The 22,828-nt window shown below is 60.1% G+C and carries 18 protein-coding genes and 1 pseudogene; 13 read left to right on the top strand and 6 right to left on the bottom strand.

Annotated elements, in window-relative coordinates:
* A partial coding sequence (locus KGB07_RS11295; RefSeq protein ID WP_223465422.1) for a retention module-containing protein occupies positions 1–1,456 on the bottom strand: 1,456 nt, incomplete at its 3' end.
* A 356-nt stretch (positions 1,457–1,812) separates the two neighbouring features.
* Here KGB07_RS11295 and KGB07_RS11290 point away from each other — a divergent pair.
* From KGB07_RS11290 to KGB07_RS11260, 7 genes are all read left to right on the top strand, one after another.
* Positions 1,813–3,168, top strand: coding sequence for a TolC family outer membrane protein (locus KGB07_RS11290; RefSeq protein ID WP_046040663.1), 1,356 nt, complete (start codon positions 1,813–1,815; stop codon positions 3,166–3,168).
* A 42-nt stretch (positions 3,169–3,210) separates the two neighbouring features.
* A complete protein-coding gene (locus tag KGB07_RS11285) occupies positions 3,211–5,367 on the top strand; it encodes a type I secretion system permease/ATPase (protein WP_223465421.1) in 2,157 nt (718 codons plus the stop codon).
* On the top strand, positions 5,357–6,721 hold the full coding sequence (locus KGB07_RS11280) for an HlyD family type I secretion periplasmic adaptor subunit (RefSeq protein WP_046040666.1): 1,365 nt from the start codon (positions 5,357–5,359) through the stop codon (positions 6,719–6,721). Before KGB07_RS11285 ends, KGB07_RS11280 begins: the two co-directional genes overlap by 11 nt.
* A gap of 385 nt (positions 6,722–7,106) precedes the next feature.
* Complete coding sequence (locus tag KGB07_RS11275) at positions 7,107–7,994, top strand: TauD/TfdA dioxygenase family protein (RefSeq protein ID WP_223465420.1); 888 nt, start codon at positions 7,107–7,109, stop codon at positions 7,992–7,994.
* An 18-nt stretch (positions 7,995–8,012) separates the two neighbouring features.
* Entirely contained in the window at positions 8,013–9,038 is a 1,026-nt protein-coding gene (locus KGB07_RS11270) for an ABC transporter substrate-binding protein (RefSeq protein ID WP_223465419.1), read from the top strand.
* Positions 9,039–9,043: 5 nt separating this feature from the next.
* Complete coding sequence (locus KGB07_RS11265) at positions 9,044–9,904, top strand: ABC transporter ATP-binding protein (protein ID WP_046040670.1); 861 nt, start codon at positions 9,044–9,046, stop codon at positions 9,902–9,904.
* A gap of 21 nt (positions 9,905–9,925) precedes the next feature.
* Entirely contained in the window at positions 9,926–10,792 is an 867-nt protein-coding gene (locus KGB07_RS11260) for an ABC transporter permease (RefSeq protein WP_046040671.1), read from the top strand.
* A gap of 30 nt (positions 10,793–10,822) precedes the next feature.
* Here KGB07_RS11260 and KGB07_RS11255 read toward each other — a convergent pair whose 3' ends face one another.
* Entirely contained in the window at positions 10,823–11,893 is a 1,071-nt protein-coding gene (locus tag KGB07_RS11255) for an RHS repeat-associated core domain-containing protein (protein WP_223465418.1), read from the bottom strand.
* 147 nt (positions 11,894–12,040) lie between these two features.
* Here KGB07_RS11255 and KGB07_RS11250 point away from each other — a divergent pair.
* Positions 12,041–12,190: pseudogene (locus KGB07_RS11250) on the top strand (ABC transporter permease); the annotation flags it as partial.
* 47 nt (positions 12,191–12,237) lie between these two features.
* On the opposite strand, the gene KGB07_RS11245 reads toward KGB07_RS11250, so the two are convergent.
* Both KGB07_RS11245 and KGB07_RS11240 read right to left on the bottom strand, forming a co-directional pair.
* On the bottom strand, positions 12,238–13,248 hold the full coding sequence (locus KGB07_RS11245) for an RHS repeat-associated core domain-containing protein (protein ID WP_223465417.1): 1,011 nt from the start codon (positions 13,246–13,248) through the stop codon (positions 12,238–12,240).
* Positions 13,249–13,278: 30 nt separating this feature from the next.
* Positions 13,279–14,130 carry an RHS repeat-associated core domain-containing protein gene (locus KGB07_RS11240; RefSeq protein WP_223465416.1) on the bottom strand — a complete coding sequence of 284 codons (852 nt, stop codon included), beginning with the start codon at positions 14,128–14,130 and terminating at the stop codon, positions 13,279–13,281.
* Between the two features lie 184 nt (positions 14,131–14,314).
* Here KGB07_RS11240 and KGB07_RS11235 point away from each other — a divergent pair, with 184 nt between their 5' ends.
* From KGB07_RS11235 to KGB07_RS11215, 5 genes are all read left to right on the top strand, one after another.
* A complete protein-coding gene (locus KGB07_RS11235) occupies positions 14,315–15,244 on the top strand; it encodes a LysR family transcriptional regulator (RefSeq protein WP_046040673.1) in 930 nt (309 codons plus the stop codon).
* Positions 15,245–15,389: 145 nt separating this feature from the next.
* Entirely contained in the window at positions 15,390–16,922 is a 1,533-nt protein-coding gene (locus tag KGB07_RS11230) for an MFS transporter (RefSeq protein WP_223465415.1), read from the top strand.
* Positions 16,923–16,948: 26 nt separating this feature from the next.
* Positions 16,949–18,019: an HlyD family secretion protein gene (locus KGB07_RS11225; RefSeq protein WP_046040677.1), complete on the top strand. Its 1,071-nt coding sequence runs from the start codon at positions 16,949–16,951 to the stop codon at positions 18,017–18,019.
* Entirely contained in the window at positions 18,016–19,617 is a 1,602-nt protein-coding gene (locus KGB07_RS11220; RefSeq protein ID WP_223465413.1) for an efflux transporter outer membrane subunit, read from the top strand. Before KGB07_RS11225 ends, KGB07_RS11220 begins: the two co-directional genes overlap by 4 nt.
* A gap of 117 nt (positions 19,618–19,734) precedes the next feature.
* Complete coding sequence (locus tag KGB07_RS11215; protein ID WP_046040682.1) at positions 19,735–21,318, top strand: glycosyltransferase family 39 protein; 1,584 nt, start codon at positions 19,735–19,737, stop codon at positions 21,316–21,318.
* Between the two features lie 18 nt (positions 21,319–21,336).
* Here KGB07_RS11215 and KGB07_RS11210 read toward each other — a convergent pair whose 3' ends face one another.
* A complete protein-coding gene (locus KGB07_RS11210) occupies positions 21,337–22,095 on the bottom strand; it encodes a slipin family protein (RefSeq protein ID WP_046040683.1) in 759 nt (252 codons plus the stop codon).
* Between the two features lie 2 nt (positions 22,096–22,097).
* Complete coding sequence (locus KGB07_RS11205) at positions 22,098–22,631, bottom strand: NfeD family protein (protein ID WP_223465412.1); 534 nt, start codon at positions 22,629–22,631, stop codon at positions 22,098–22,100.
* Between the last annotated feature and the right edge of the window lie 197 nt (positions 22,632–22,828).

The raw sequence follows: 22,828 nt of genomic DNA, 5'->3' as shown, positions 1-22,828 counted from the left end.
TGCCGTTGGCGGTCAGGGTCAGCCCGGTGTTGTCCACGGAGTCGGTGATGGTGGTCACAGCCGGGGTGGTGTTCGGCACTAGGTTTTCGAAGTTGCCGCCAGTGGTACCGGTGATGGTGGTGCTGACGGTGCTGCCATTCACATAAACATCGTTGGCCGCAGTCGGCACGTTGACGCTGCCGCTGGTCTGGCCCGCTTCGATGGTAATGACCGAGCCATTGCTCAAGGTCACGGTCATCGGCGTACCGGCCGGATTGGTCAGGGTGGCGGTGTAGGTGATCTGGCCGCCTTCGGTGATGTTGCCGTTGGCCGTCAGGGTCAGGCCGGTGTTGTCCACGGAGTCGGTGATGGTGGTCACAGCCGGCGTGGTGTTCGGCACCAGGTTTTCGAAGTTGCCGCCAGTGGTACCGGTGATGGTGGTGCTGACGGTGCTGCCATTCACATAAACGTCGTTGGCCGCAGTCGGCACGTTGACGCTGCCGCTGGTCTGGCCCGCTTCGATGGTAATGACCGAACCGTTGGACAGAGTGACGGTTACTGGCGTCTGCGCCGGATTGGTCAGGGTGGCGGTGTAGGTGATCTGGCCACCTTCGGTGACGGTATTGCCGGCCGTCAGGGTGACCGTGGTGGTGTCGACGGTATCGGTGACCTGGGTCACGGCGGGGGTAGTCGGCGGCGTCACAGTGATGCCGTTACCGCCGCTGGTGCCGGTGACGGTTACTTCGATCTGGGGCGCGTCGTTATAGACAGTGTCGTTCGCAGCCAATGGCACGTTGACGGTGCCGGTGGTCGAGCCTGCGGGAATCACGATCACGGCGCCGTTGGACAACGTGACAGTCAGGTCGCTCAGCGGTGCCTGGGTCAGGGTCGCGGTGTACACCAACACGCCACCGGCCTCGGTGATGGTCGGCGTGGCACTGAGGCTGAGGACTGATTCACTCGGGGTATTGGCATTAACGTTGGCGTTGGTGGTCTGGCCACCCAGGATTTCCAGAGTTGTTTGCCCGGCAGAGTTGATACCCGCGGTCGGGAAGCCAATGCTCGGATCGACGCGGCCAGCGGTGGCGTCGAGCATCACGAAGCTATGACCGCCACCGGCGGCACCACCAGAACCCGACGCCGTCGGGCCCGCAGCGGTAGCTTCAAGGTCTTTGGTCGGGTCGGCACCGGCGACAATTGCTTGTTGCAGCTCTTCAACCGACGGCGCGGCTTGCGCGGTGGCAGCTGCCAGGTCAGTGCCGGAGTCCGGGGCGTCAGCGCTCCACTGGGTGTCACGGCCCAGATCCAGGGTGCGGCCATCGGCCAGTTCCAGGGACACGGCACCGGAAAGGCCAGTGTCGATCTGGTCACCGGCATACAGTTTGTCGCCTTCAACTAGAACGCGGCGGATGCCCTCGGGGGACACCACGAATACCTGACCGACAATGCTTTTGACGATGGCAACAACACTGCTCATTGAAGACTCTCCGGGGTGTCACGTTCAGTTGACTTCCATAGACCTGATGGCGTCTGCGCCGACCAGTCTGGACGTACATTGCAAAATGGATGCACAAGTTTGACGCAGCAATTAGTCAATATTTTGGCTATATTTTTTCGCTATTAACTTTATGCCAAACTATTGACCTTCTGGATGCCATCCTAAACAATCGTCCCAGTAATGTCACATTGATATTTGAGCTGTGACCTGTCCTCGGTATGTGATCCAGTTCCGCTTTTGAACTTTCCGACATACGGTCATTCCGCTCGCCATCTTCCGACACAGCGCGTTCTTTTGCTGTGATTCAAGACAAGAAGTTCTGGGAAATTCCTACAATGCGTTCGCCTTTGTTCATGGCAATACCTTTCGCCCTCGCCGCGTCTTTCGTCCAGGCGCAATCCTTACCAGAAGCCATGCAACAAGCGCTGGATGTCCATCCGGAGGTCCAGGCGGGCGTCAACAGCCGGTTGGCAGCGGACTATCAGTTGAAGGCTGCGAAGGGTGGGTACTTGCCACGGGTCGACCTGCTGGGCGGTTACGGTCGTGAAGGCACCGATAGCGTGAATACGCGCACGGACAGCGGCAGCAACAATCACTTCGAAACCCTGAATCGCAGTGAGTCAAGTTTGCGTCTGACCCAGATGGTCTTTGACGGTTTTGCGACGTCCAGCGAAGTCGGGCGTCAACAAGCTACCGTCAACTCCCGCGCCTACTCGCTGCTGAGTACCTCCGAGCGCACCGGGCTGACCGTGGCTCAGGTCTATCTCGACGTGCTGACCCGCCGCGAATTCGTGCGTCTGGCCGAGGAAAATCTCAAGAGCCACCAACGTATTTACGACCAGATCCAGTTGCGCACCCAGCGTGGCGTCGGCAGTGGTGCCGACCTCGATCAGGCCGAGGCGCGGATGGCCCAGGCGCGCAACAATCTGATCACCGAGCAGACCAATCTGGCTGACGCCGAAACCAACTATCTCTCCGCTGTCGGCCAGATGCCGGATCAACTGGAGCGCCCGGCGAGCTTCCTGGCGCTGATGCCGGCCAACCTGAATGAAGCCCGTGCGCAGATGCTGGAAAACAGCCCGATCCTGCGCTCGGCCGAATCCGATATCGCCGCTGCCGAGAAGCAGTACGACACGGCCAAGTCGACTTTCTACCCGCGCTTCGATGCTGAGTTGGGTCGCTCCGCGGACAACGACATTGATGGTCAGAACGGTCACAACAACGAATGGCAAGCCATGCTGCGCATGCGCTTCAACCTGTATTCCGGCGGCAGCAACAAGGCCGATCTGGAATCCAAGTCCTACCTGTCGAACCAGGCGCTGGATATCCGCAACAACGCCCTGCGCCAATTGAATGAAGAGCTGGGCCTGGCCTGGAACGCGCTGAACAATGCCAATGCGCAGGTGCCGATCGCCCAGCAATACGTCGATCACAGCACCGCCGTGCGTACCGCCTACCAGCGTCAGTTCAGCCTCGGTGAGCGTACCCTGCTCGATTTGCTCGACAGTGAGAACGAACTGTTCTCCTCTTCTCGCCGTCTGGCGGAGATCAAGAACATTCAGTTATTTACTCAGTACCGAATCAAGGCGACCATGGGCGAGTTGCTCAAGAGCCAGGGAGTGGTCGCACCATTGGCATCCGTTGTGCAGAACGACGTGAAGCCCAAGGTCCAATTGCCCGGTATGAATTGAGCAGGACCTTCATTGTTCAATTGTTAGCCAAGAGTGCCGAGCGTGGAATCAGAAGTCAGTCGGGTTCAACTCATTCATGATCCGCGCGCGTTGCATGACGATCCGTTACTGGATGGTCTGCTCGCTCTTTGCATGCTGCACCAGAAACCTGCCAGCGCGGCAATGCTGACCACCGGCCTGCCGCTGCCCGAGCAGCGCTTGAGTGTCGAGTTGCTGCCTCGTGCGGCTGCTCGCGCCGGGCTGCAAGGTCGGGTGCTGCAACGCAAGCTGGAGGATATTCCGGCGATTGCCATGCCTGCATTGTTGCTGCTCAAGGACGGTCGCAGTGCCGTCCTGCTCGGCTGGCAAGGCGAAGACCAGGTGCGGGTACTGCTCAGCGAAAGCGATGGCGGTGAGTCCCTGGTCAACCGCGAACTGTTGGCCGACGACTACACCGGCAAGGTCTTTTTCGCCCAGCCGCAGCACAAATTCGACGTCAATCACGGCACGCTGATTCCGCGTGCGCGCTCGTGGTTCCGCGACACCCTCAAGCGTTCGCGTTGGTTGTACGCCGACGCGATCGCCGCCAGTTTTCTGATCAACATCATTGCCATGGCCGCGCCGTTGTTCGTGATGAACGTCTACGACCGCGTCGTGCCGAACCAGGCCGAAGCGACGCTCTGGGTGCTGGCACTCGGCATCACCGGCGCCTACCTCTTCGACCTGATCCTGAAAAGCCTGCGCAGCCTGTGCCTGGATCTGGCCGGCAAGAAAACCGACCTGATCATCTCGGCCACGCTGTTCGAGCGCATCGTCGGCATGGCCATGAAATACCGGCCGGCGCGGGTCGGTAGCTTTGCCCAGAACATCCATGAGTTCCAGAGCCTGCGCGACTTCCTCGCCTCGCTGACGCTGACCAGCCTGATCGACCTGCCGTTCACGATTCTGATCTTTATCGTCATCGCGATCCTCGGCGGGCACCTGGTGTGGATTCCGGTGCTGGCGTTCCCGATCGCCTTGGCCATCGGTTATGCCTTGCAGAAACCCCTGGTGGCGACCATGGAGCGGACCATGGCGCTGGGGGCCGAGCGTCAGTCGAGCCTGATCGAAACCCTGGCCGGCCTGGATGCGGTGAAGGTCAACAACGCCGAAAGCGAACGCCAGTATCAGTGGGAGCAGACCATCGGCACCCTCAGTCGTCTTGAGTTGCGGGTGAAAATGCTCTCTGGCCTGGCGATGAACATCACCTTGCTGATCCAGCAACTGGCCGGGGTGATCATGATCGTCTTCGGCGTGTACCAGATCATCGACGGTCACCTGAGCATGGGCGGCCTGATTGCCTGCTACATGCTCAGCGGCCGTGCGCTCAGCCCGCTGGCGTCACTGTCCGGGCTGCTGACTCGTTATCAGCAGGCGCGGGTGACCATGACCTCGGTCGACCAGATGATGGAGCTCCCCCAGGAGCGCAATTTCGAAGAGCGTCCGCTCAGCCGCAAGGTGCTGCAGGGCGGCATTGAGTGCCGCCAGCTCAACTTCACCTACCCGCAACAGCAGAACCTGGCGCTGAAGAACATCAACCTGTCGATCAGTCCCGGCGAGAAGGTCGGCATCATTGGCCGAAGCGGCTCGGGCAAGAGCTCGTTGGCGAAATTGCTGGTGGGGCTGTATCAGCCGGATGACGGTGCGTTGTTGGTCGACGGTGTGGATATCCGCCAGATCGACGTCAGCGAACTGCGCTACAACATCGGCTACGTGCCCCAGGACATTCAGTTGCTCGCCGGCACCTTGCGCGACAACCTGGTTTCCGGCGCGCGGTATGTCGAGGACGAACTGGTGCTGCAAGCCGCAGAACTGGCCGGCGTCCACGAATATGCGCGTTTGCACCCGCAGGGTTATGAACTGCAGGTCGGCGAGCGCGGGCAGAACCTCTCCGGTGGCCAGCGGCAAAACGTCGCCCTGGCCCGTGCATTGTTGCTCAACCCGCCGATCCTGCTGCTCGACGAGCCGACCAGCGCCATGGACAACACCGGCGAAGAGCGCCTCAAGCAGCGCCTGGCAGCGGTGATCGAAAACAAGACCATGGTGCTGGTGACGCACCGGGCATCGCTGTTGTCGCTGGTGGATCGGCTGATCGTGATCGACCGCGGGCAGATACTCGCCGACGGCCCGAAAGCCGCGGTGATGGAAGCGTTGAAGAAGGGGCAGATCAGTGTTGCTTAAGTCGGGTAAGGATTCGATCCGTCGCTACTTCAAAGGCTCTGCTTCGCTTGAGGGCCAGCCACTTCCGGAGGTCAACAAGGCGCTGATCGAGGATGCGCCACGGGTGGTGCGGCTGACGATCTGGGCGATCATCGCGTTCTTCGTGTTCCTGATGCTCTGGGCCAACTTCGCGGTGATCGACGAGGTGACCAAGGGCGACGGCAAGGCGATTCCGTCGTCGAAGATCCAGAAAATCCAGAACCTTGAAGGCGGTATCGTTGCCGAACTGTTCGTCAAGGAAGGCCAGATCGTCGAAGCCGGCGCACCGCTGATTCGCCTGGACGACACGCGCTTTGCTTCGAACGTCGGCGAAACCGAGGCCGATCGGTTGTCGATGCTGCTGCGGGTCGAACGCCTGAGCGCCGAGGTCGAAGATCGCCCGCTGAACTTCCCCGAGGATGTGCTCAAGGCCGTGCCGGGTCAGGCCAAGAGCGAAGAGTCGCTCTATATAAGCCGCCGCCAACAGTTGCACGATGAGATTGGCGGCTTGCAGGAGCAACTGATCCAGCGCCAGCAAGAGCTGCGCGAATTCACTTCCAAGCAGGCGCAGTATCGCCAGCAATTGGGCTTCCAGCGTCAGGAAATCAGCATGTCCGAGCCGTTGGTGGCCCAGGGCGCGGTCTCGCCGGTGGAAGTCCTGCGCCTCAGGCGTGCCGAAGCGGAGACCCGTGGTCAGCTCGACGCCACTACCCTGGCCATTCCGCGTGCCGAATCGGCAATCAAGGAAGTGCAGCGCAAGGTCGATGAAACCCGAGGCAAGTTCCGTAGCGAAGCCCTGACCCAACTCAACGAAGCACGCACCGACCTGAACAAGGCCCAGGCCACCGGCAAGGCCCTGGAAGACCGGGTCAGCCGGACGCTGGTCACTTCGCCAGTGCGGGGCATCGTCAACAAGTTGCTGGTCAATACCATCGGCGGGGTTATCCAGCCAGGCAGCGACCTGGTGGAAATCGTACCGCTGGACGACACCTTGCTGGTCGAGGCGAAGATCCGTCCGCAGGACATCGCGTTCCTGCATCCGGGGCAGGAAGCGACGGTGAAATTCACCGCCTATGACTACACCATCTACGGCGGGTTGAAGGCCAAGCTGGAGCAGATCGGCGCCGACACCATCACCGATGAAGACAAGAAGACCACCTACTACATCATCAAGCTGCGCACCGACCGCAGCCACTTGGGCACCGATGAAAAGCCGTTGCTGATCATTCCGGGGATGGTGGCTTCGGTGGACATCATCACCGGCAAGAAGACCGTGCTGAGCTATCTGCTCAAACCGATCATCCGCGCGCGGGCCGAGGCGCTGCACGAGCGCTAGATCTGTAGTGGATTCACTGGCCCCATCGCGGGCAAGTCGGATCGCCGCATCGCCGCTCCCACAAGGTTCTTTGTTGAAACACGATCATGTGTTTGACACAAAAACCTGTGGGAGCCGGGCTTGCCCGCGATAGCGTCCGCCAAAACACTACAACCCTGTCAGAAAGTGACAAATAACGTCACACCGCGATTCCTCCATTCCCTTAGCAATCGCCATATCGTTATTCGTTAACGGTATTTAAATTTCAATTCTTATATCTATAAAGTCAATCTCCTGCGTACCTGCCGACCAATCGGCGCGCCGCACGACACGAACCAACACGGGACCTCCGTGAGTTTCTGATCGACGCGCGCGCCTTTGAGCGTGCCGTGCGTGGGAGTGATTTATGTCTGCAGCTTCAGCTTCGCCAAGCATCGCGCCACAATTCTTTGAAATCCGCCCGTTCAGCGGAGCGGTGGGCGCCGAGATCATCGGTCTCGATTTGTCCCGTCTGATCAATGATCAGGACTTCGCCCGCATTCACCGCGCGCACCTGGATCATCACGTGGTGGTGTTCCGCGACCAGCGCATCACCCCTGAGCAACAGATCGATTTCAGCCGCCGTTTTGGCGTATTGCAGATCCACGTGCTCAAACAGTTCCTGCTGGCAGGGCATCCGGAAATCCTCATCGTTTCCAACATCGTCGAGAACGGCCAGAACATCGGCTTGGGCGACGCCGGCAAGTTCTGGCACTCCGATCTTTCTTATAAGGAGCTGCCGAGCCTGGGCTCGATGCTGCATGCCCAGGAGCTGCCGTCAGAAGGCGGCGACACCTTGTTCGCCGACATGCACAAAGCCTGGGACAGCCTGCCGCTCGCGTTGCGCAAAGCGGTGGAAGGTCGCTCGGCGGCGCACTCCTACACGGCGCGTTACAGCGAAACCAAGTTCGAAGGCAACTGGCGCCCGACCCTGACCCCGGAGCAACTCGCCCAGGTCGCCGAAGTCGTCCACCCGGTCGTGCGCACCCACCCGGAAAACGGCCGCAAGGCGTTGTTCGTCAGCGAGGGGTTCACCACCCGCATCGTTGGCCTGCCGGAAGACGAGAGCCAGCAACTGCTGACCGAACTCTATGCTCACAGCGTTCTGCCGCAAAACATCTACCGCCATCAATGGCAGCCCCATGACCTGGTGTTCTGGGACAACCGTTCGCTGATTCACCTCGCCGCCGGATGCCCCAGCCATCTGCGCCGCAAGCTGTATCGCACCACCATCCAGGGCGACGCGCCTTTCTGATTTGTCGGAGATCTGATCATGTCCAAACGTCTTCCATTCGCACCGCTGGCCGCGGCCATCGGCCTGGGTTTCAGCCTGATCGCCGGCAGCCTGGTGGCGCCGACCGTGGCCCACGCCGAAGGTGAAATCCGCATTGCCGAACAGTTCGGCATCGTTTACCTGCTGCTCAATGTGGTGCGCGATCAGAACCTGATCGAGAAGTACGGCAAGCAGGAAGGCATCGACATCAAGGTCGACTGGACTCAGCTCTCCGGCGGCGCAGCGGTCAACGATGCGTTGCTGTCGGGCTCGATCGACATTGCCGGCGCCGGTGTCGGCCCGCTGTTGACCATCTGGGATCGCACCCACGGCAAGCAGAACGTAAAAGCCGTGGCTTCCCTGGGCAACTTCCCGTACTACCTGGTGAGTAATAACCCCAAGGTCAAAACCATCGCCGACTTCACCGAGAAGGACCGTATCGCGGTGCCGGCGGTGGGCGTGTCGGTGCAGTCGCGCTTCCTGCAATACGCGGCGGCCAAACAGTGGGGCGACAAGGAGTTCAATCGCCTCGACAAGTACACCATCGCCGTTCCGCACCCCGACGCGACAGCGGCGCTGGTGGCCGGCGGCACCGAGCTGAGCGGGCACTTTTCCAACCCGCCGTTCCAGGATCAGGAACTGGCCAATCCCAATGTGCACGTGGTGCTGAACACCTATGACCTGCTCGGTCCGAACTCGCCGACGGTACTGTTCGCCACCGAGAAATTCCGCAATGAGAACCCGAAAACCTACAAGGCGTTTATCGATGCACTGACCGAAGCGGCGCAATTCGCGCAGAACGATAAAGGCGCAGCGGCGGACACGTACATCCGCGTTACCAAGGCCAAAATCGACCGTGCCGCGTTGCTGAAAATCATCGACAACCCGCAGTTCGAATTCAGCATCACGCCGAAAAACACTTACCCGTTGGCCGAGTTCCTCTACCGCGTCGGCGCGATCAAAAACAAACCGGATTCATGGAAGGACTACTTCTTCCAGGACGCCACGCCGCTGCAAGGGAGCTGATCGAAATGAACGCCCCTTTGCAAGGCCACACGGTCAGCAAACCGATCGCGGCAGCCCAGGCGCTGCTGTCGGTCGATAACGTCAGCCTCGAATACCGCACGCCGCAGCGGGTGGTGCGGGCGACCCATCAAGTCAGTTTCGAGATCGATCCGGCGGACCGCTTTGTCCTGCTCGGGCCGTCCGGTTGTGGCAAGTCGACGTTGCTCAAGGCCGCCGCCGGCTTCATCCAGCCAGTGGAAGGCGAGATCCGTCTGCAGGGCCAGCGCGTCGATGCGCCGGGGCCGGACCGGATCGTGGTGTTCCAGGAGTTCGATCAACTGCCGCCGTGGAAAACCGTGAAGCAGAACGTGATGTTTCCGCTTCTGGCCTCGAAAACCCTCAAGCGCAAGGAGGCCGAAGAGCGGGCGCTGCACTATCTGGAAAAAGTCGGCCTCGCCGCATTTGCCGATGCCTATCCGCACACTTTGTCCGGTGGCATGAAGGCGCGCGTTGCCATCGCCAGGGCGCTGGCGATGCAGCCGAAAATCCTGTTGATGGACGAACCCTTTGCCGCGCTCGATGCCCTGACCCGGCGCAAGATGCAGGAAGAGTTGCTGCTGCTCTGGGAGGAAGTGCGCTTCACGCTGCTGTTCGTCACGCACTCTATCGAAGAGGCGCTGGTGGTGGGCAATCGCATTCTGTTGCTGTCACCCCATCCGGGCCGGGTGAGGGCGGAAGTCCACAGCCACCAATACGATTTGCATAGCCTGGGCGGTGTGGCGTTTCAGGAGTCGGCGCGACGTATTCACCGGCTGTTGTTCGACGAAAGCCAGTCACCGCAAGCCGAACATGAACTGGATTTCGCCGACATCCGCATCGCTTATTGAGCCAGTTGAGAGGAGGGTCCGATGAGCCATTTATCATCCCCGCGTGAAGAGTTCGAAACGGTTTTGCAGCCACTGACCAGCGTGCCGCTGGAGCGTGAACTACCCCTTGGCCAACGCCTGTGGCAGCAGGGCTGGTTGCGTAAAAGCCTGATCCTTGTGTTGCTCGCAGTGCTCTGGGAGGCCGTTGCGCGCTATCAGAACAACGACCTGCTGCTGCCGAGCTTTTTGCAGACCTCACACGCGCTGTACGACGGCCTGCTCAGCGGTGAATTGCTAAGCAAGGTGTGGATTTCCCTGGTGGTATTGCTCAAGGGCTATCTGATCGGCATCGTCCTGGCGTTTGCCCTGACCACACTGGCGGTGTCGACGCAGTTCGGTCGCGATCTGCTCAGCACCCTGACCTCAATGTTCAACCCCTTGCCGGCCATCGCCCTGCTGCCGCTGGCGCTGCTGTGGTTTGGATTGGGCCAGAACAGCCTGATTTTCGTGCTGGTGCATTCGGTGCTCTGGGCACTGGCGCTGAACACCTACGCTGGCTTCCTCGGCGTCTCGGAAACCCTGCGCATGGCCGGGCGCAACTACGGCCTCAAGGGCATGCGTTTCGTGCTGTTCATCCTGATTCCGGCGGCACTGCCGTCAATCCTCGCCGGGCTGAAAATCGGCTGGGCGTTTGCCTGGCGTACGTTGATTGCCGCTGAGCTGGTGTTTGGTGCGACCAGTGGCAAGGGTGGGTTGGGCTGGTACATTTTTCAGAATCGCAATGAGTTGTACACGGACAAGGTGTTTGCCGGGTTGGCGGTGGTGATTCTGATTGGGTTGCTGGTGGAGAACCTGGTGTTTGATTCGTTGGAGCGGGTGACAGTTAGGCGGTGGGGGATGGTGCGGTAAAAATTGTTAATGGCGCGTTGGCAAATGCAATCAGGTTCCTGGATTCCAGCGACGGTCATGGGCATTAGTTCTCCTCAGCGTTTGGCCACGCCGCACCTGTGCATTTCTGTTTACAACCTCTGCGGCTGGCAATGGCTGAACGGGAACCTGCTGAACAACCGGTGCCGGATGAGGTGCTGCAATATTGAGGTTTTCATACTGTGGTGGCCGCTGTTCCATGTGATAGACCTTATATTCCTGAGGGTTGAGCCCCGCAGCTAAAGTGTCTTTATTCGAGAGCATGCCGCCAGACTTTGCCTGGTTGTAGGTCGGTAGTCCTTCAGAGTTAGTCGGCTTTCGACCTGCGCTGCTACCGGCCTGACGAGGGGCGTTCGAGTTTGTCGCTCGTGGTACACGCCCACCCGATGACCCTTGAGGCGAGGCAAAAAAGGAAGATCCAGGAAAACCGGGTGGCTGCTGCGGGTACGGCGTGGCCTGGACTCCGCTATGTAGCTCAGCTGCGTCGTTTGTCCAGCGGGGCAGGGACTTGGGGCCGGCAAGGTACCCGGTGGCGGAAAAAATACCGTCTAAGTCTTTTGTTTTCTGAATCGGTATGTGTTGTTGCAGGGTGCGTGCAGCATTGGCAGCAACCGTCGTATCGATTATGGGAAGTGGCCCTCCGGTCCGATAATTGGGTAAGCGAAACTTGAGTGATGCTTTGAAGTCGCTCGCTGCGAGCGCCAATGCTATCAGCGGGTTATGCCCTGTCGGATCCGACCTGTTCACCGGATCCCCCACGCAATACATATACGCATTCAACCCACCCCCACGAAACGGACTCCAGCTGTCCGGACTGTGAAAACGCATCAATTGCGGGTTGTAGGCGCGGTAGCCGTTGCCCAGTAAATACCAGCCAATGTTGGCTTCACGCAGTTGGCCATTGAACCCCAGCCGTGTCTCGACTCTCTGCTGCGCGGACTGCTCACCGTAAGCTGAGTAGGCGATGGTTTTGGTCTGGCCATCGACGATTTCGCCAATGATGGATTGGCTACGGTCGGTTGCCAGCAGTACTACCCGTGGTTCGCTGCGGTTGACTGGTTCATCAGGTTTGGCTTGGCTCATATCGGGAGCTTCATGGAAGTGGGGCAGGCCTTGGGTTTTACTCGCTTGAGCCAGGCTTGAGAACTATCAGAACTGATAGTGGTTCGAGTCGTGCTTTGGGGGCCGGGGCAGATGGATGGGGTGACGAGGCCTTTTCCGAGGGCCGTGCTGGGGTGGTACATCTTTCAGAGCCGAAATGAGTTGTACGCCGACAAGGTATTTGCGGTGGTGATTCTGATTGGGTTGCTGGTGGAGAATCTGGTGTTTGATTCGTTGGCGCGGGTGACGGTTAGGCGGTGGGGGATGGTGCGGTGGTGAGGTCTGGCTTATGAATTTGATTGCCCATGGCCGATGGACAACAGGCGCTATTTCTTGCCGCCATTTCTGATGTCTTCCATCGCCTTTTCTTGCATTACTTGAGTGTAGGAAGGAGGGTGCCCGGGCGGTTGCGCTTCATGAAATTTCTGGTAAGTGACATGTTGTCGATAAGCCTCCGATGAAGTGTTGTTCGCGGGAACATTGTTACTGCTAGGTTCAAATAATGGTTTAAGTCCAACTTCACGTGAGGATTCAGGCTTATCAAAAGATGAGCCAGGCTTTTGGGCATATTGAGAGCTGGTGGAGGCGCTCGGTGATTGAGAGGAACCATGCGCAGTGCTGCTTACTTTCCAAGTTTTGCCTGGCGACTGCTTCTGCCGAGAGGCAACAAAAGAAGATCCAAGAAAGCCAGGTGGCTGCTGCGGGTACGGCGTGGCTTGGACTCCACTAAGTCGCTCCGCTGCATCGTTTGTCCAGATGGGTGGGGACTTCTTGCCGGCAGCGTACTCAGCAGCGGAAAAAAAACCGGCTAAGTCATCTGTTTTCTGAATCGGTATGTTTTGTTGCATGGCGCGCGCGGCGTTAGCACCGGCTGAAATGCTCACGATATCTTTGGGTACTGGAGCAGCCCGATAATTGGGCAAATGAAATTCCGAAGCCAGCTTACGTGCCTTGGCAATCAAGGTTTGCCAGATATGTCCCGTCGGATCCACCCGATTTACCGGATCCCCCACGCAATACATATACGCATTCAACCCACCCCCACGAAATGGACTCCAACTGTCCGGGCTGTGAAAACGCATCAATCGCGGGTTGTAGGCGCGGTAGCCGTTGCCCAGCAAATACCAACCGATATCCGCTTCACGCAATTGGCCATTGAACCCCAGCCGTGTCTCGACTTTCTGCTGCGCGGATTGCTCGCCGTATGCGGAGTAGCCGATGGTGTGGTTCTGGCCATCGACGATTTCGCCAATGATGGATTGGCTACGGTCGGTTGCCAGCAGCACGGTGCGTTTCCAGGTTTGGTTGTTTGAATCAACGGATTTACGCTGAGCCATTTTGGGAGTCGTCGTGAGAGTCACGTGCTTTTAAGATGTACGAATGGTTGCGACAAATTCCCCGGTCACTCTACTCAGCAGAGAGGTGTGCCCTCTTGCGTCAATAGTCGCTTGTACGTGGTTGTAGTTAGAGGGTTGGAATTGAGGTTTTTCCGCTTTTGTTCGACTACGAGAAGTAGAGGCGGCGGGGTTTTCTTGATAAGACATTCTTTGTTGCCTGACCCGATTAGATCGTTGTAATTTTCCAATCGGGTTCGGCGAAGCGATCTGCGATTTCGAAGGTGAAACTACACGACTTGGCGGAACAGGAAATGGCTCACTCCCTACCGTGGCAGCAATGAAGGATTTTTTGGTGTTTCCTAAGGCGACCGACATCTTTGAAGCGCCGCTACCAATAAGGTTCGTGGTGCTGTTCATTGCGTTTTTTGTCGCAAAGGCCGTTGTCCTGACAGCTTGCGTGGCAACATTGGTCACCCGTTCGGCGAGACGCTGTAAGGCTCTGGAGAACGCCCAAATCGATTGCCCCGTCGGATCTGAATTCATCACCGGCTCCCCACCGCAATATATGTACGCATTCAACCCACCCTCACCAAACGGACTCAAACTGTCCGGGCTATGAAAGCGCATCAACTGCGGGTTGTAAGCGCGGTACCCGTTGCCCAACAAATACCATTCAGGTTTAACCTCACGTAGTTCGCCGTTAAACCCTAGCCGCGTCATGACCCCAAGCTGTGACGATTGTTGGCCGTAGGGCGAGTACGCAATGAGATTAAGATTGCCCGCATCGACTTCGATCAATACCGAGTTTTTGAGATCCACTACCAGCAAGGTCGCGCGTTGCTGGCTGGGGTTCTGCTGATTAACAGGTTTGGCCTGACTCATATCGGGGAGCTTCGTGGAAGTGGGATACGGCTTACTGTTTTACTCGCTTGAGCTCAACTAGATAACTATCAGAACTGATAGTGGCTCGGGTCGCGCACCTGGGCCGGTACAGTCAAAGCATCATTCGGAGGATGTTTGCTAGCATTGCATCTGACTCAACCAAGATCAGACACGAGTGCTCACCATGCAACTCCCAGACATGAACCTGTTGGTCGCCCTCGATGCTTTGCTCGACGAGGGCAGTGTGGTGGGCGCGGCGCGGCGGATGAGCCTGAGCCCGGCGGCAATGAGCCGGACGTTGACGCGCATCCGCGAAGCCATTGGCGATCCGATCCTGGTGCGCGCCGGCCGTGGTCTGGTGCCGACCCCCAAGGCGCTGGAATTGCGCGAGCAGGTGCGCAGTGTGGTGGAGCAGGCCGGGTTGCTGTTTCGTTCGGCTGATGCGGTGGAACTGAGTTCGCTGCGGCGGAGGTTCAGTATTCGGGCCAACGACTTCTTTGTCGGTGTCTACGGCGGCAAGCTGTTCGACACCCTTGATCGGCAGGCGCCGCACTGCGAATTGCGTTTCGTCCCGGAAGGCGATGGCGATGACGAGGCGTTGCGCGAAGGGCGGATCGATCTGAGTATCAGCAACACCCGGCCGTTGACCCCGGAAGTGAAGATTCAGAACCTGTTTTCCACCCACTTCGTTGGTCTGGTGCGTGAGGATCATCCGCTGCTGGACGATGAGATCACGGCTGAGCGCTATGCGGGTTATTCCCATATCAGCATGTCCCGGCGCGGCATCGCCCGAGGTCCGATCGATACCGCGCTCAATGCCCTGGGGCTGGAGCGGCGGGTGGCGGTGATCGCGCCGAGCTTTCATGCGGCGATGTTTGCCTTGCCCGATTCCGACCTGATTCTGCCTGTGCCCAAAGAGGCGCTGCTGAGCGTGCGACGGCTCGGTCTGAAGCTGCGCTCGTTCGACCTGCCGATCCCGTTGCCGACCTTGATGCTGACCCAGGCCTGGCATCCGCGTTTCGACAAGGATCCGGCCCACCGCTGGCTGCGGGAAACGCTCAAGGCGTGTTGCGATGAAACGTGGTTGGCCGCTCAACCTGAAAGTCACCGCTGAACCCCTGTGGGAGCGAGCAAGCTCGCTCCCACAGGGTTTTGTATTGTTGCGTCAGACGCACTTATAACCTGCTGATAAGTTGATTTTCGTCAGGCATCACGCTTCCTAGAATGCTTCGGTCTTTCCACGCCGGAGCTTGCAGTACATGACTTCCCTTACGGTCACGGCACCTGTTGCTGCGGCCAGCACGGCAGCCGCTCCAACCGTCTTCGGCCCGCGGATCATCATCGGCCTGGTAGGCGTATTGCTGGCGGTGCTGGTGTCGGGCCTGAACGAGATGGTGACCAAAGTCGCCTTGGCCGACATTCGCGGTGCGTTGGCCATCGGCTACGACGAAGGCACCTGGCTGGTCGCCTGTTACACCGCGACGTCAGTGGCGGCCATGGCGTTTGCGCCGTGGTGTGCGGTGACGTTCTCGTTGCGGCGTTTCACCTTGTGCGCCATCAGCCTGTTCACCCTGCTGGGTGTGTTGTGCCCCTTCGCCCCGAATTACGAAAGCCTGCTGTTGCTGCGCACCTTGCAAGGCCTGGCGGGCGGGGCATTGCCGCCCATGCTGATGACCGTGGCCCTGCGGTTTCTGCCCGCCAATGTGAAGTTGTATGGCCTGGCCGGTTATGCCCTGACGGCGACATTTGGCCCGGGCCTGGGCACGCCGTTGGCCGGGCTGTGGACCGAGTATGTCGGCTGGCAATGGACCTTCTGGCAAATCATCGCGCCGTGCCTGACTGCCATGGCCGCAGTGGCGTATGGCTTACCCCAGGACCCGCTGCGCCTGGAGCGCTTCAAGTCCTTCAATTGGCGCGGTGTGCTGCTGGGTTTTCCCGCCATCTGCATGCTGGTGATCGGCATCCTGCAGGGCAATCGCCTGGACTGGTTCGAGTCGAACCTGATCTGCGGGCTGCTCGGTGGCGGGCTGTTGTTGCTGGTGTTGTTTTTGACCGGCGAGTGGTCGCAGCCGATTCCGTTTTTCAAGATGCAGATGCTCGGCATCCGTAACCTGTCTTTCGCCCTGCTGACCCTGGCGGGCGTGCTGGTGGTGTTGCAGGCGGTGATCATTATTCCGTCCAGCTACCTGGCGCAGGTCCAGGGTTATCGCCCGGTGCAGACCGCGCCGATCATGCTGCTGGCGGCGCTGCCGCAATTGATTGCGCTGCCGTTGGTGGCGGCGCTGTGCAACTTTCGCTGGGTCGATTGCCGCTGGGTGTTGGGCATCGGCCTGAGCATGCTGGCGCTGTCGTGCGTCGGCGGCTCGCAACTGACGTCCGCGTGGATTCGCGATGATTTCTATGTGCTGCAATGGCTGCAGATTTTCGGTCAGCCCATGGCGGTGTTGCCGCTGCTGATGCTGTCCACCGGCAGCATCAGCCCGATGGAAGGGCCGTTTGCATCGGCCTGGTTCAATACCGTCAAAGGCCTGTCGGCAGTCATCGCTACCGGTGTGATCGAGGCGTTGACCACGGCTCGCCTGCATTTTCACTCGACCATGCTGGTCGACCGCCTCGGCAATTCGCCGCTGGCCGAGCACGACAGTGCAGGTCTCGCGCATCGTCTGCATGAGCAAGCGGTGGTGCTCACTTCCTCTGATCTTTACCTGTGCATGGCCGTTGTCGCCGTGACCTTGGTCCTGCTGATTTTCTGGCTGCCGACGCGGATCTATCCACCGTGCGCACCGACCTGAATGCTCCACTGTTACAGAAGGTTTTTATGAACACTCAAGCAAAGCAGAAAGTCGCGGTGGCCGTGGCCGCCGCATTGGCCGTCGGCGTGTTGCTGTACCTGGCGATGCCCGGCCTGTTCGGCAAGCGTACCCAGCAGAACACCAACGATGCTTATGTCTCGGCGGATTTCACCCTGGTCGTACCGCGGGTTGCCGGGTTTATCAGGCAAGTGCTGGTGGAGGACAACCAGCAGGTCACGGCCGGACAGTTGCTGGCATTGATCGATGACCGGGATCTACGCGCAGCCGCCGAGGCCGCCGATGCCGAAACGCTGGTGGCCAGGGCGCAACTGCAAAACGCCCGGGCGACCCTTGAGCGCCAGGCGTCGGTGATTGCCCAGGCGCAATCCTCGGTGGTTTCGGCCAAGGCGGAAATGGCCTTTGCCGAGCATGAACTGAGCCGCTACAACCACCTTGCCGGGGTGGGCGCGGGCACGGTGCAAAATGCGCAACAGGCGCAAACGCGCATCGACCAGGCTTCGGCACGATTGGCCAATGCCACGGCGGTACTGGCGGCGGAACGCAAGCAGGTGGAGATCCTCACGGCCCAGCGCGATGCAGCCGAAGGGGGCTTGAAACGGGCGCAAGCGAAGCTGGAAATGGCCAGCTACGAGTTGTCCTATACGAGGATCGTCGCGCCACAGGACGGCATGGTCGGCGAACGCGCGGTGCGGGTCGGCGCCTATGTCACTCCGGGCAGCAAAATCCTCGCGGTGGTGCCGCTGGCGCAGGCATACGTGATGGCCAATTTCCAGGAAACCCAACTGACGGATGTGCAACCGGGGCAGGCTGTGCAAGTGCGCGTCGACAGTCTGGGCGGTGCGGCATTGAACGGTCGTGTCGAAAGCATTGCACCGGCCACCGGGGTGACGTTCGCCGCAGTCAAACCGGACAACGCCACCGGCAACTTCACCAAGGTGGTGCAGCGGATACCGGTGAAGATCGTGCTGGAGCCGGGACAGTCGCTGGCCGAGCGCTTGCGGGTGGGGATGTCGGTGGAGGCGAGTATTGATACCGGCAGCAATGCGTCGTCTGTGCGTGAGGTGACTCAGCGATGAGTTTTCTCGATCGGAATATGTACCTGTGGCGAGGGGGCTTGTCGGATCGCCGCACCGCCCCGTTCGAGTGCGCAGCGCTCGCCAAAGCCAGGGCCGCTTCGCGACCCAACGGGGCGGTTCGGCGTTCCGACAAGCCCCCTCGCCACAAGAGACTCGTTCAGTCTGCGGTTTTGGCGTTGAACTTACTGGCAGTCAGCGGCTGTACCGTAGGACCCGATTTCCAAAAGCCCGAAGCCACCGAAATCGCCGAATGGTCGAAACCATCAAAGGCCGCCGCCAGCCAGGCTGTCACCGAAACGATGACCGAGCGCTGGTGGGAGGTGTTCCACGACCCCAAACTCTCGGCCCTGAGCCAGCGCGCCCTGACCGACAACCTCGACCTGAAACTGGCCAGCAGTCGCTTGCAGCAAAGTCGTGCAGTGCGTCAGGTCATCACCGCCGAGCGCTACCCCAACACGGCTGCCAGCGGTCGTTACGGACGCAACCGCAACAGTGGTGAAGGCCTGAACGATCCGTCAGGACACAACGGCCAATCCGCCTTCAACCTGTGGGATGCCGGTTTTTCCGCTTCCTGGGAGCTGGATTTCTGGGGCCGCGTGCGGCGGGAAACCGAAGCCGCCGACGCCAACCTGGAAGTCGCCGAGAACGACCGACGCGGCGTGCTGCTGTCGGTGCTGGCCGAAACCGCCCAGGACTACATTCAGCTGCGCGGTGTGCAGAACACCCGGCTCGTCACCGAGCAGAATCTCGACGTTGCCCGCCATAGCCTGAAACTTTCGCAACTGCGTCTGGCTGACGGTGTCGCGACGGATCTGGATGTCGCCGAAGCCGCCGCACAAGTGGCGGCCATCGAGTCACGCCTGCCCGCATTGGAGCAACGCCAGTGGCAACTGATAAACGCCTTGAGTCTGTTGATGGGCGAGCCGCCCCAGGCATTGGCGGTGGAGTTATCCACAGACGCACCGGTGCCACAAACGCCGCGTCAGGTCGCCATTGGCTTGCCCTCGCAATTGGCTGAACGTCGACCGGACATTCGCCAGGCCGAAGCGCGGCTGCATGCCGCCACTGCCAGCATTGGCGTGGCCAAGGGCGATTTCTATCCGCGAATCACCCTGTCGGGGAACATCGGCTCCCAGGCCATGCAGCTGAGCGATTTCGGCTCCTGGGGTTCGCGTTCGTTCGGGATCGGCCCGCAATTCAGCTTGCCGCTGTTCGACGGCGGCCGCTTGCGTGGCGTGCTCCAATTGCGTGAAACGCAACAACAGGAAGCCGCTATCGTTTATCAGCAGACCGTGCTGCGTGCCTGGCATGAAATCGATGACCAGTTGACCGCCTACAACGCCAGTCAGTTGCGCCGCGACAGCCTGGCCGAGGCCGTGCGCCAGAACCGCATTGCTCTGGACACCGCGCAACAACAGTACGTTGAGGGCGTGGTGGATTTCGTCACCGTACTCACCGTGCAAGGGGCGTTGCTGGCGACGCAGGAGCAGTGGGTCGAGAGCTCGACGGGCGTGTCGTTGGCGGCCGTCGGGTTGTACAAGGCGTTGGGTGGGGGTTGGGAGTCGGTGTATCCGTTGGCTGAGACGGCGCAGCGCTGACGGTGCAGCCGCCGGCTATCGCTTCATTATCGGGTCAGCATCGACGTTGCTCGGTTTGACGCGCTAAAGTGATGCGCAAGTAATCTGGCTCTTCACTCAACGTCGCAAGGGGAGGCAATGGAGGCGCGCAGAGAAACGCCGATGGGCGACACTCAGGGACCGCACGCCAATCCTGGTTTCGCCAGGGGCGCGCAACCGTTGATCCGCTGGGCGCGAGAGCATTGGCTAGTGCCGATTCTGGTATTGGCCGCGCTGGTGCGCTTTTACGATCTGACCGCTGCCGCGATTTGGGGCGACGAGGGTTCCAGCCTGCTGCTGGCCCGTTATTCAATACCTGATATCTGGTTGCACGCCGCCTACGACGTGCACCCGCCGCTGTACTTCATGCTGCTGCACGGCTGGATCGCGATGTTTGGCGACGGCATTTTGTCGATCCGCTGCCTCAGTGCCCTGCCGGGGATCGCCTCGGTCGGGCTCGGTGTGTGGCTGGTCGATCGGCTCGCCACCCGCCGCGCCGCGATCTTCGCCGGCGTCCTGCTGGCCCTGCTGCCCACGGCGGTGCGCTACAGCCAGGAAGTGCGAATGTATTCGCTGCTGGGGCTGTGGTTGCTGGGGGCAACCATTGCGCTGGTGTACTGGATCCGCAAGCCGCAGCGCCGGCGCTATCTGGTGATCTATGTCGTGCTGATGAGCGCGGCGTTTTACACCCATTACTTCACGGCCCTGTGCGTGCTCTGCCATTGGTTGTACCTGGGGATCATCCGCGTGCAGCCGGGGCATCGTCTGCGGCACATCCAGCGGGGTGACTGGTGGCTGGCCAATGTGGCTATCGTGGCGCTGTATCTGCCGTGGCTGCCGGGATTCGTCGACCTGCTACGGCACCTGGACCAACTGAAGGCCAATGGCGATGTTGGCTGGGAGTTGCCCGTCAGCCTGGACTCCTTGCCGTCGATGGTCTGGTCGTTGCTGACCCAGGACGACGGCGAGAACCTGCCGCCACTGGTCTTTATTGCCTTGCCGCTGGCCTTGCCGTTGTTGGCGTGGGTGGCGCTGGCACGTGATCGAAGCGTGTTCCGCGGCAGTGCGTTGCTCGCGCTCTACACCTTTGTCCCGATGCTGCTGGTGTTTGCGGTGTCGTTTTTTTCGCCGATATTCATTGAGCGCTACCTCACCGCGTATGCCCTTGGCTTGCCGCTGTTGGCGGCATTGGCAATCGACCGCTTGTACTCCGGTTCCCGGGTGCTGGCCCTGACGGTGCTGGTCCTGTTTGTCGGTGTGGAACTGGTGGGGCTGAAAAACAACGCGACGGTGGACGTCCATGATCAGGTCAATGTCCTGGTGGAAGACGTCAACCTGCATTTTCAGCCGGGGGACAGGATCGTTACCAGTGACATGCTCTGGTACTTGAGTTACGTCTACTACAACCGCACCAGTACCCAGCCCCTGCTCTACACCCCACCACGGGCCGATGGCACCTCGAGCCGGCCGAACGACTATGGTTTCGGTACCTTGACGATGCCAGACGTGTATCTGGACCACTTGAGCGACCTGCCCAAGGGCACGGGACGAACCTGGCTGATCAGTACCGCCGACGTACCTGACGAGTTCGCACCGTTGCCGGCGCAATGGCATATCGCTCGTCAGATGAAGGCTGGCGGTGTTGCCGCGAGGTTGTACCTGTCCGGCAATACCGGACAATGAGTGGCGTCATCGCAACCTTCATGGTTTCGACGACAAGTCCGCCATGCCCTTGAGCAACTCGATCGGCAGTGGAAAGACGATGGTCGAGCTCTTGTCGCCGGCAATCGAACTCAGGGTCTGCATGTAGCGCAGCTGCATGGCCCCTGGTTGGCGGCCAAGCATTTCGGCGGCCTGCATGAGTTTTTCCGAGGCCTGCAATTCGCCTTCGGCGTGGATCACCTTGGCTCGCCGTTCCCGTTCGGCTTCGGCCTGCTTGGCGATGGCGCGGATCATCGATTCGTTGAGGTCCACGTGTTTGATCTCGACGTTGGCGACCTTGATGCCCCAGGCGTCGGTCTGGGCATCGAGCACTTGCTGGATGTCCAGGTTCAAGCGTTCGCGTTCGGCCAGCAGTTCGTCCAGTTCGTGTTTACCCAGCACCGCCCGCAGCGTGGTTTGCGCCAATTGGCTGGTGGCGGCCAGGAAATCCTCGACCTGGATGATTGCCTTCTGCGGATCAAGTACGCGGAAATACAGCACCGCGTTGACCTTGACCGACACGTTGTCGCGGGTGATCACGTCTTGCGGCGGCACGTCCAGCACCACGGTGCGCAAATCGACCCTGACCATTTGCTGGACCACCGGAATCAGCAGGATCAGACCAGGGCCCTTGACCTGCCAGAAGCGCCCGAGCTGGAACACCACCCCGCGCTCGTATTCGCGCAGGATGCGGAACGTCGCCCCCGCCAGTGCGATGATCAACAATAGCAGCGCGACAAGACCCAATTGCAAACCCATGACTATTCTCCGCCCGGCGCCGCGTCAGCCGCGGCCACTTGCAGCAGCAAGCCCTTGCGCCCCACCACCCGCACCTGTTGCCCGGGATGCAGAGGCGTTGCGCTGAGCACTTGCCATCGTTCTCCTTGCAGATGAACCCAGCCGCCATAGGCGTTGCCGAGTTGCACTGACGTGACCGGCGTTTCGCTGCCGACCAGCCCGGCATCACCGCTGACGGTGTGGCGCGGTCGGGTCTTCAGGGCGTGAAACACCAGGTAGATCAGCAAGAGTGCGCTGATCAGTCCCAGGCCGATCATCAACGGCTCGGGCACTTCGGTATTGGACAGGATCACCGCGCCGATCACGAACATCACGATGCCGCCCAGGCCGATCACGCCGTAATTGGGCAGGGCCGCCTCGGCGATCAGGAACGCGATGCCGAAGGTGATCAGCCAGATCCCGACGGGGTTGGGCAGCAGCACCACAACCGTGTCGGCAGCACCGGCCGATCCGCTCAACGCCAACAGCAACGCAACTGCACAGCAACGCGTGATCACTTGACCCTCCGGGAGAGTCGTGGAGTGGCTCTGCATACAGTTTAGTTGAGCCTTGGCCTGTATGAATTTTGCTCAATTGTCATCGTCGGCCGATGGGCGGATTTCCCGCCGGATCGCGCCGGCGGGCCTAGACTTTTACTACGCAAGCCAAGCTTTAATCATCGTCCGCAAGCGATCATGGCGGACACCGAGGTGCA

Origin of the sequence: Pseudomonas sp. GL-RE-26 (assembly GCF_019956275.1) — a bacterium.
GTDB classification, from domain to species: domain Bacteria; phylum Pseudomonadota; class Gammaproteobacteria; order Pseudomonadales; family Pseudomonadaceae; genus Aquipseudomonas; species Aquipseudomonas grandcourensis.
The sequence above is the reverse complement of the archived record's forward strand: the minus strand, read 5'-3'. Positions and strand labels throughout refer to the sequence as shown.

Bases quoted from the DNA above. Each gene is read 5' to 3' on its own strand.
- KGB07_RS11215 (WP_046040682.1), top strand. From the start codon at position 19,735: ATGGAGGCGCGCAGAGAAACGCCGATGGGCGACACTCAGGGACCGCAC.
- KGB07_RS11275 (WP_223465420.1), top strand. From the start codon at position 7,107: ATGTCTGCAGCTTCAGCTTCGCCAAGCATCGCGCCACAATTCTTTGAA.
- KGB07_RS11210 (WP_046040683.1), bottom strand. From the start codon at position 22,095: ATGGGTTTGCAATTGGGTCTTGTCGCGCTGCTATTGTTGATCATCGCA.
- KGB07_RS11265 (WP_046040670.1), top strand. From the start codon at position 9,044: ATGAACGCCCCTTTGCAAGGCCACACGGTCAGCAAACCGATCGCGGCA.
- KGB07_RS11230 (WP_223465415.1), top strand. From the start codon at position 15,390: ATGACTTCCCTTACGGTCACGGCACCTGTTGCTGCGGCCAGCACGGCA.
- KGB07_RS11290 (WP_046040663.1), top strand. From the start codon at position 1,813: ATGCGTTCGCCTTTGTTCATGGCAATACCTTTCGCCCTCGCCGCGTCT.
- KGB07_RS11240 (WP_223465416.1), bottom strand. From the start codon at position 14,130: ATGAGTCAGGCCAAACCTGTTAATCAGCAGAACCCCAGCCAGCAACGC.
- KGB07_RS11270 (WP_223465419.1), top strand. From the start codon at position 8,013: ATGTCCAAACGTCTTCCATTCGCACCGCTGGCCGCGGCCATCGGCCTG.
- KGB07_RS11260 (WP_046040671.1), top strand. From the start codon at position 9,926: ATGAGCCATTTATCATCCCCGCGTGAAGAGTTCGAAACGGTTTTGCAG.
- KGB07_RS11225 (WP_046040677.1), top strand. From the start codon at position 16,949: ATGAACACTCAAGCAAAGCAGAAAGTCGCGGTGGCCGTGGCCGCCGCA.
- KGB07_RS11235 (WP_046040673.1), top strand. From the start codon at position 14,315: ATGCAACTCCCAGACATGAACCTGTTGGTCGCCCTCGATGCTTTGCTC.
- KGB07_RS11255 (WP_223465418.1), bottom strand. From the start codon at position 11,893: ATGAGCCAAGCCAAACCTGATGAACCAGTCAACCGCAGCGAACCACGG.
- KGB07_RS11220 (WP_223465413.1), top strand. From the start codon at position 18,016: ATGAGTTTTCTCGATCGGAATATGTACCTGTGGCGAGGGGGCTTGTCG.
- KGB07_RS11245 (WP_223465417.1), bottom strand. From the start codon at position 13,248: ATGGCTCAGCGTAAATCCGTTGATTCAAACAACCAAACCTGGAAACGC.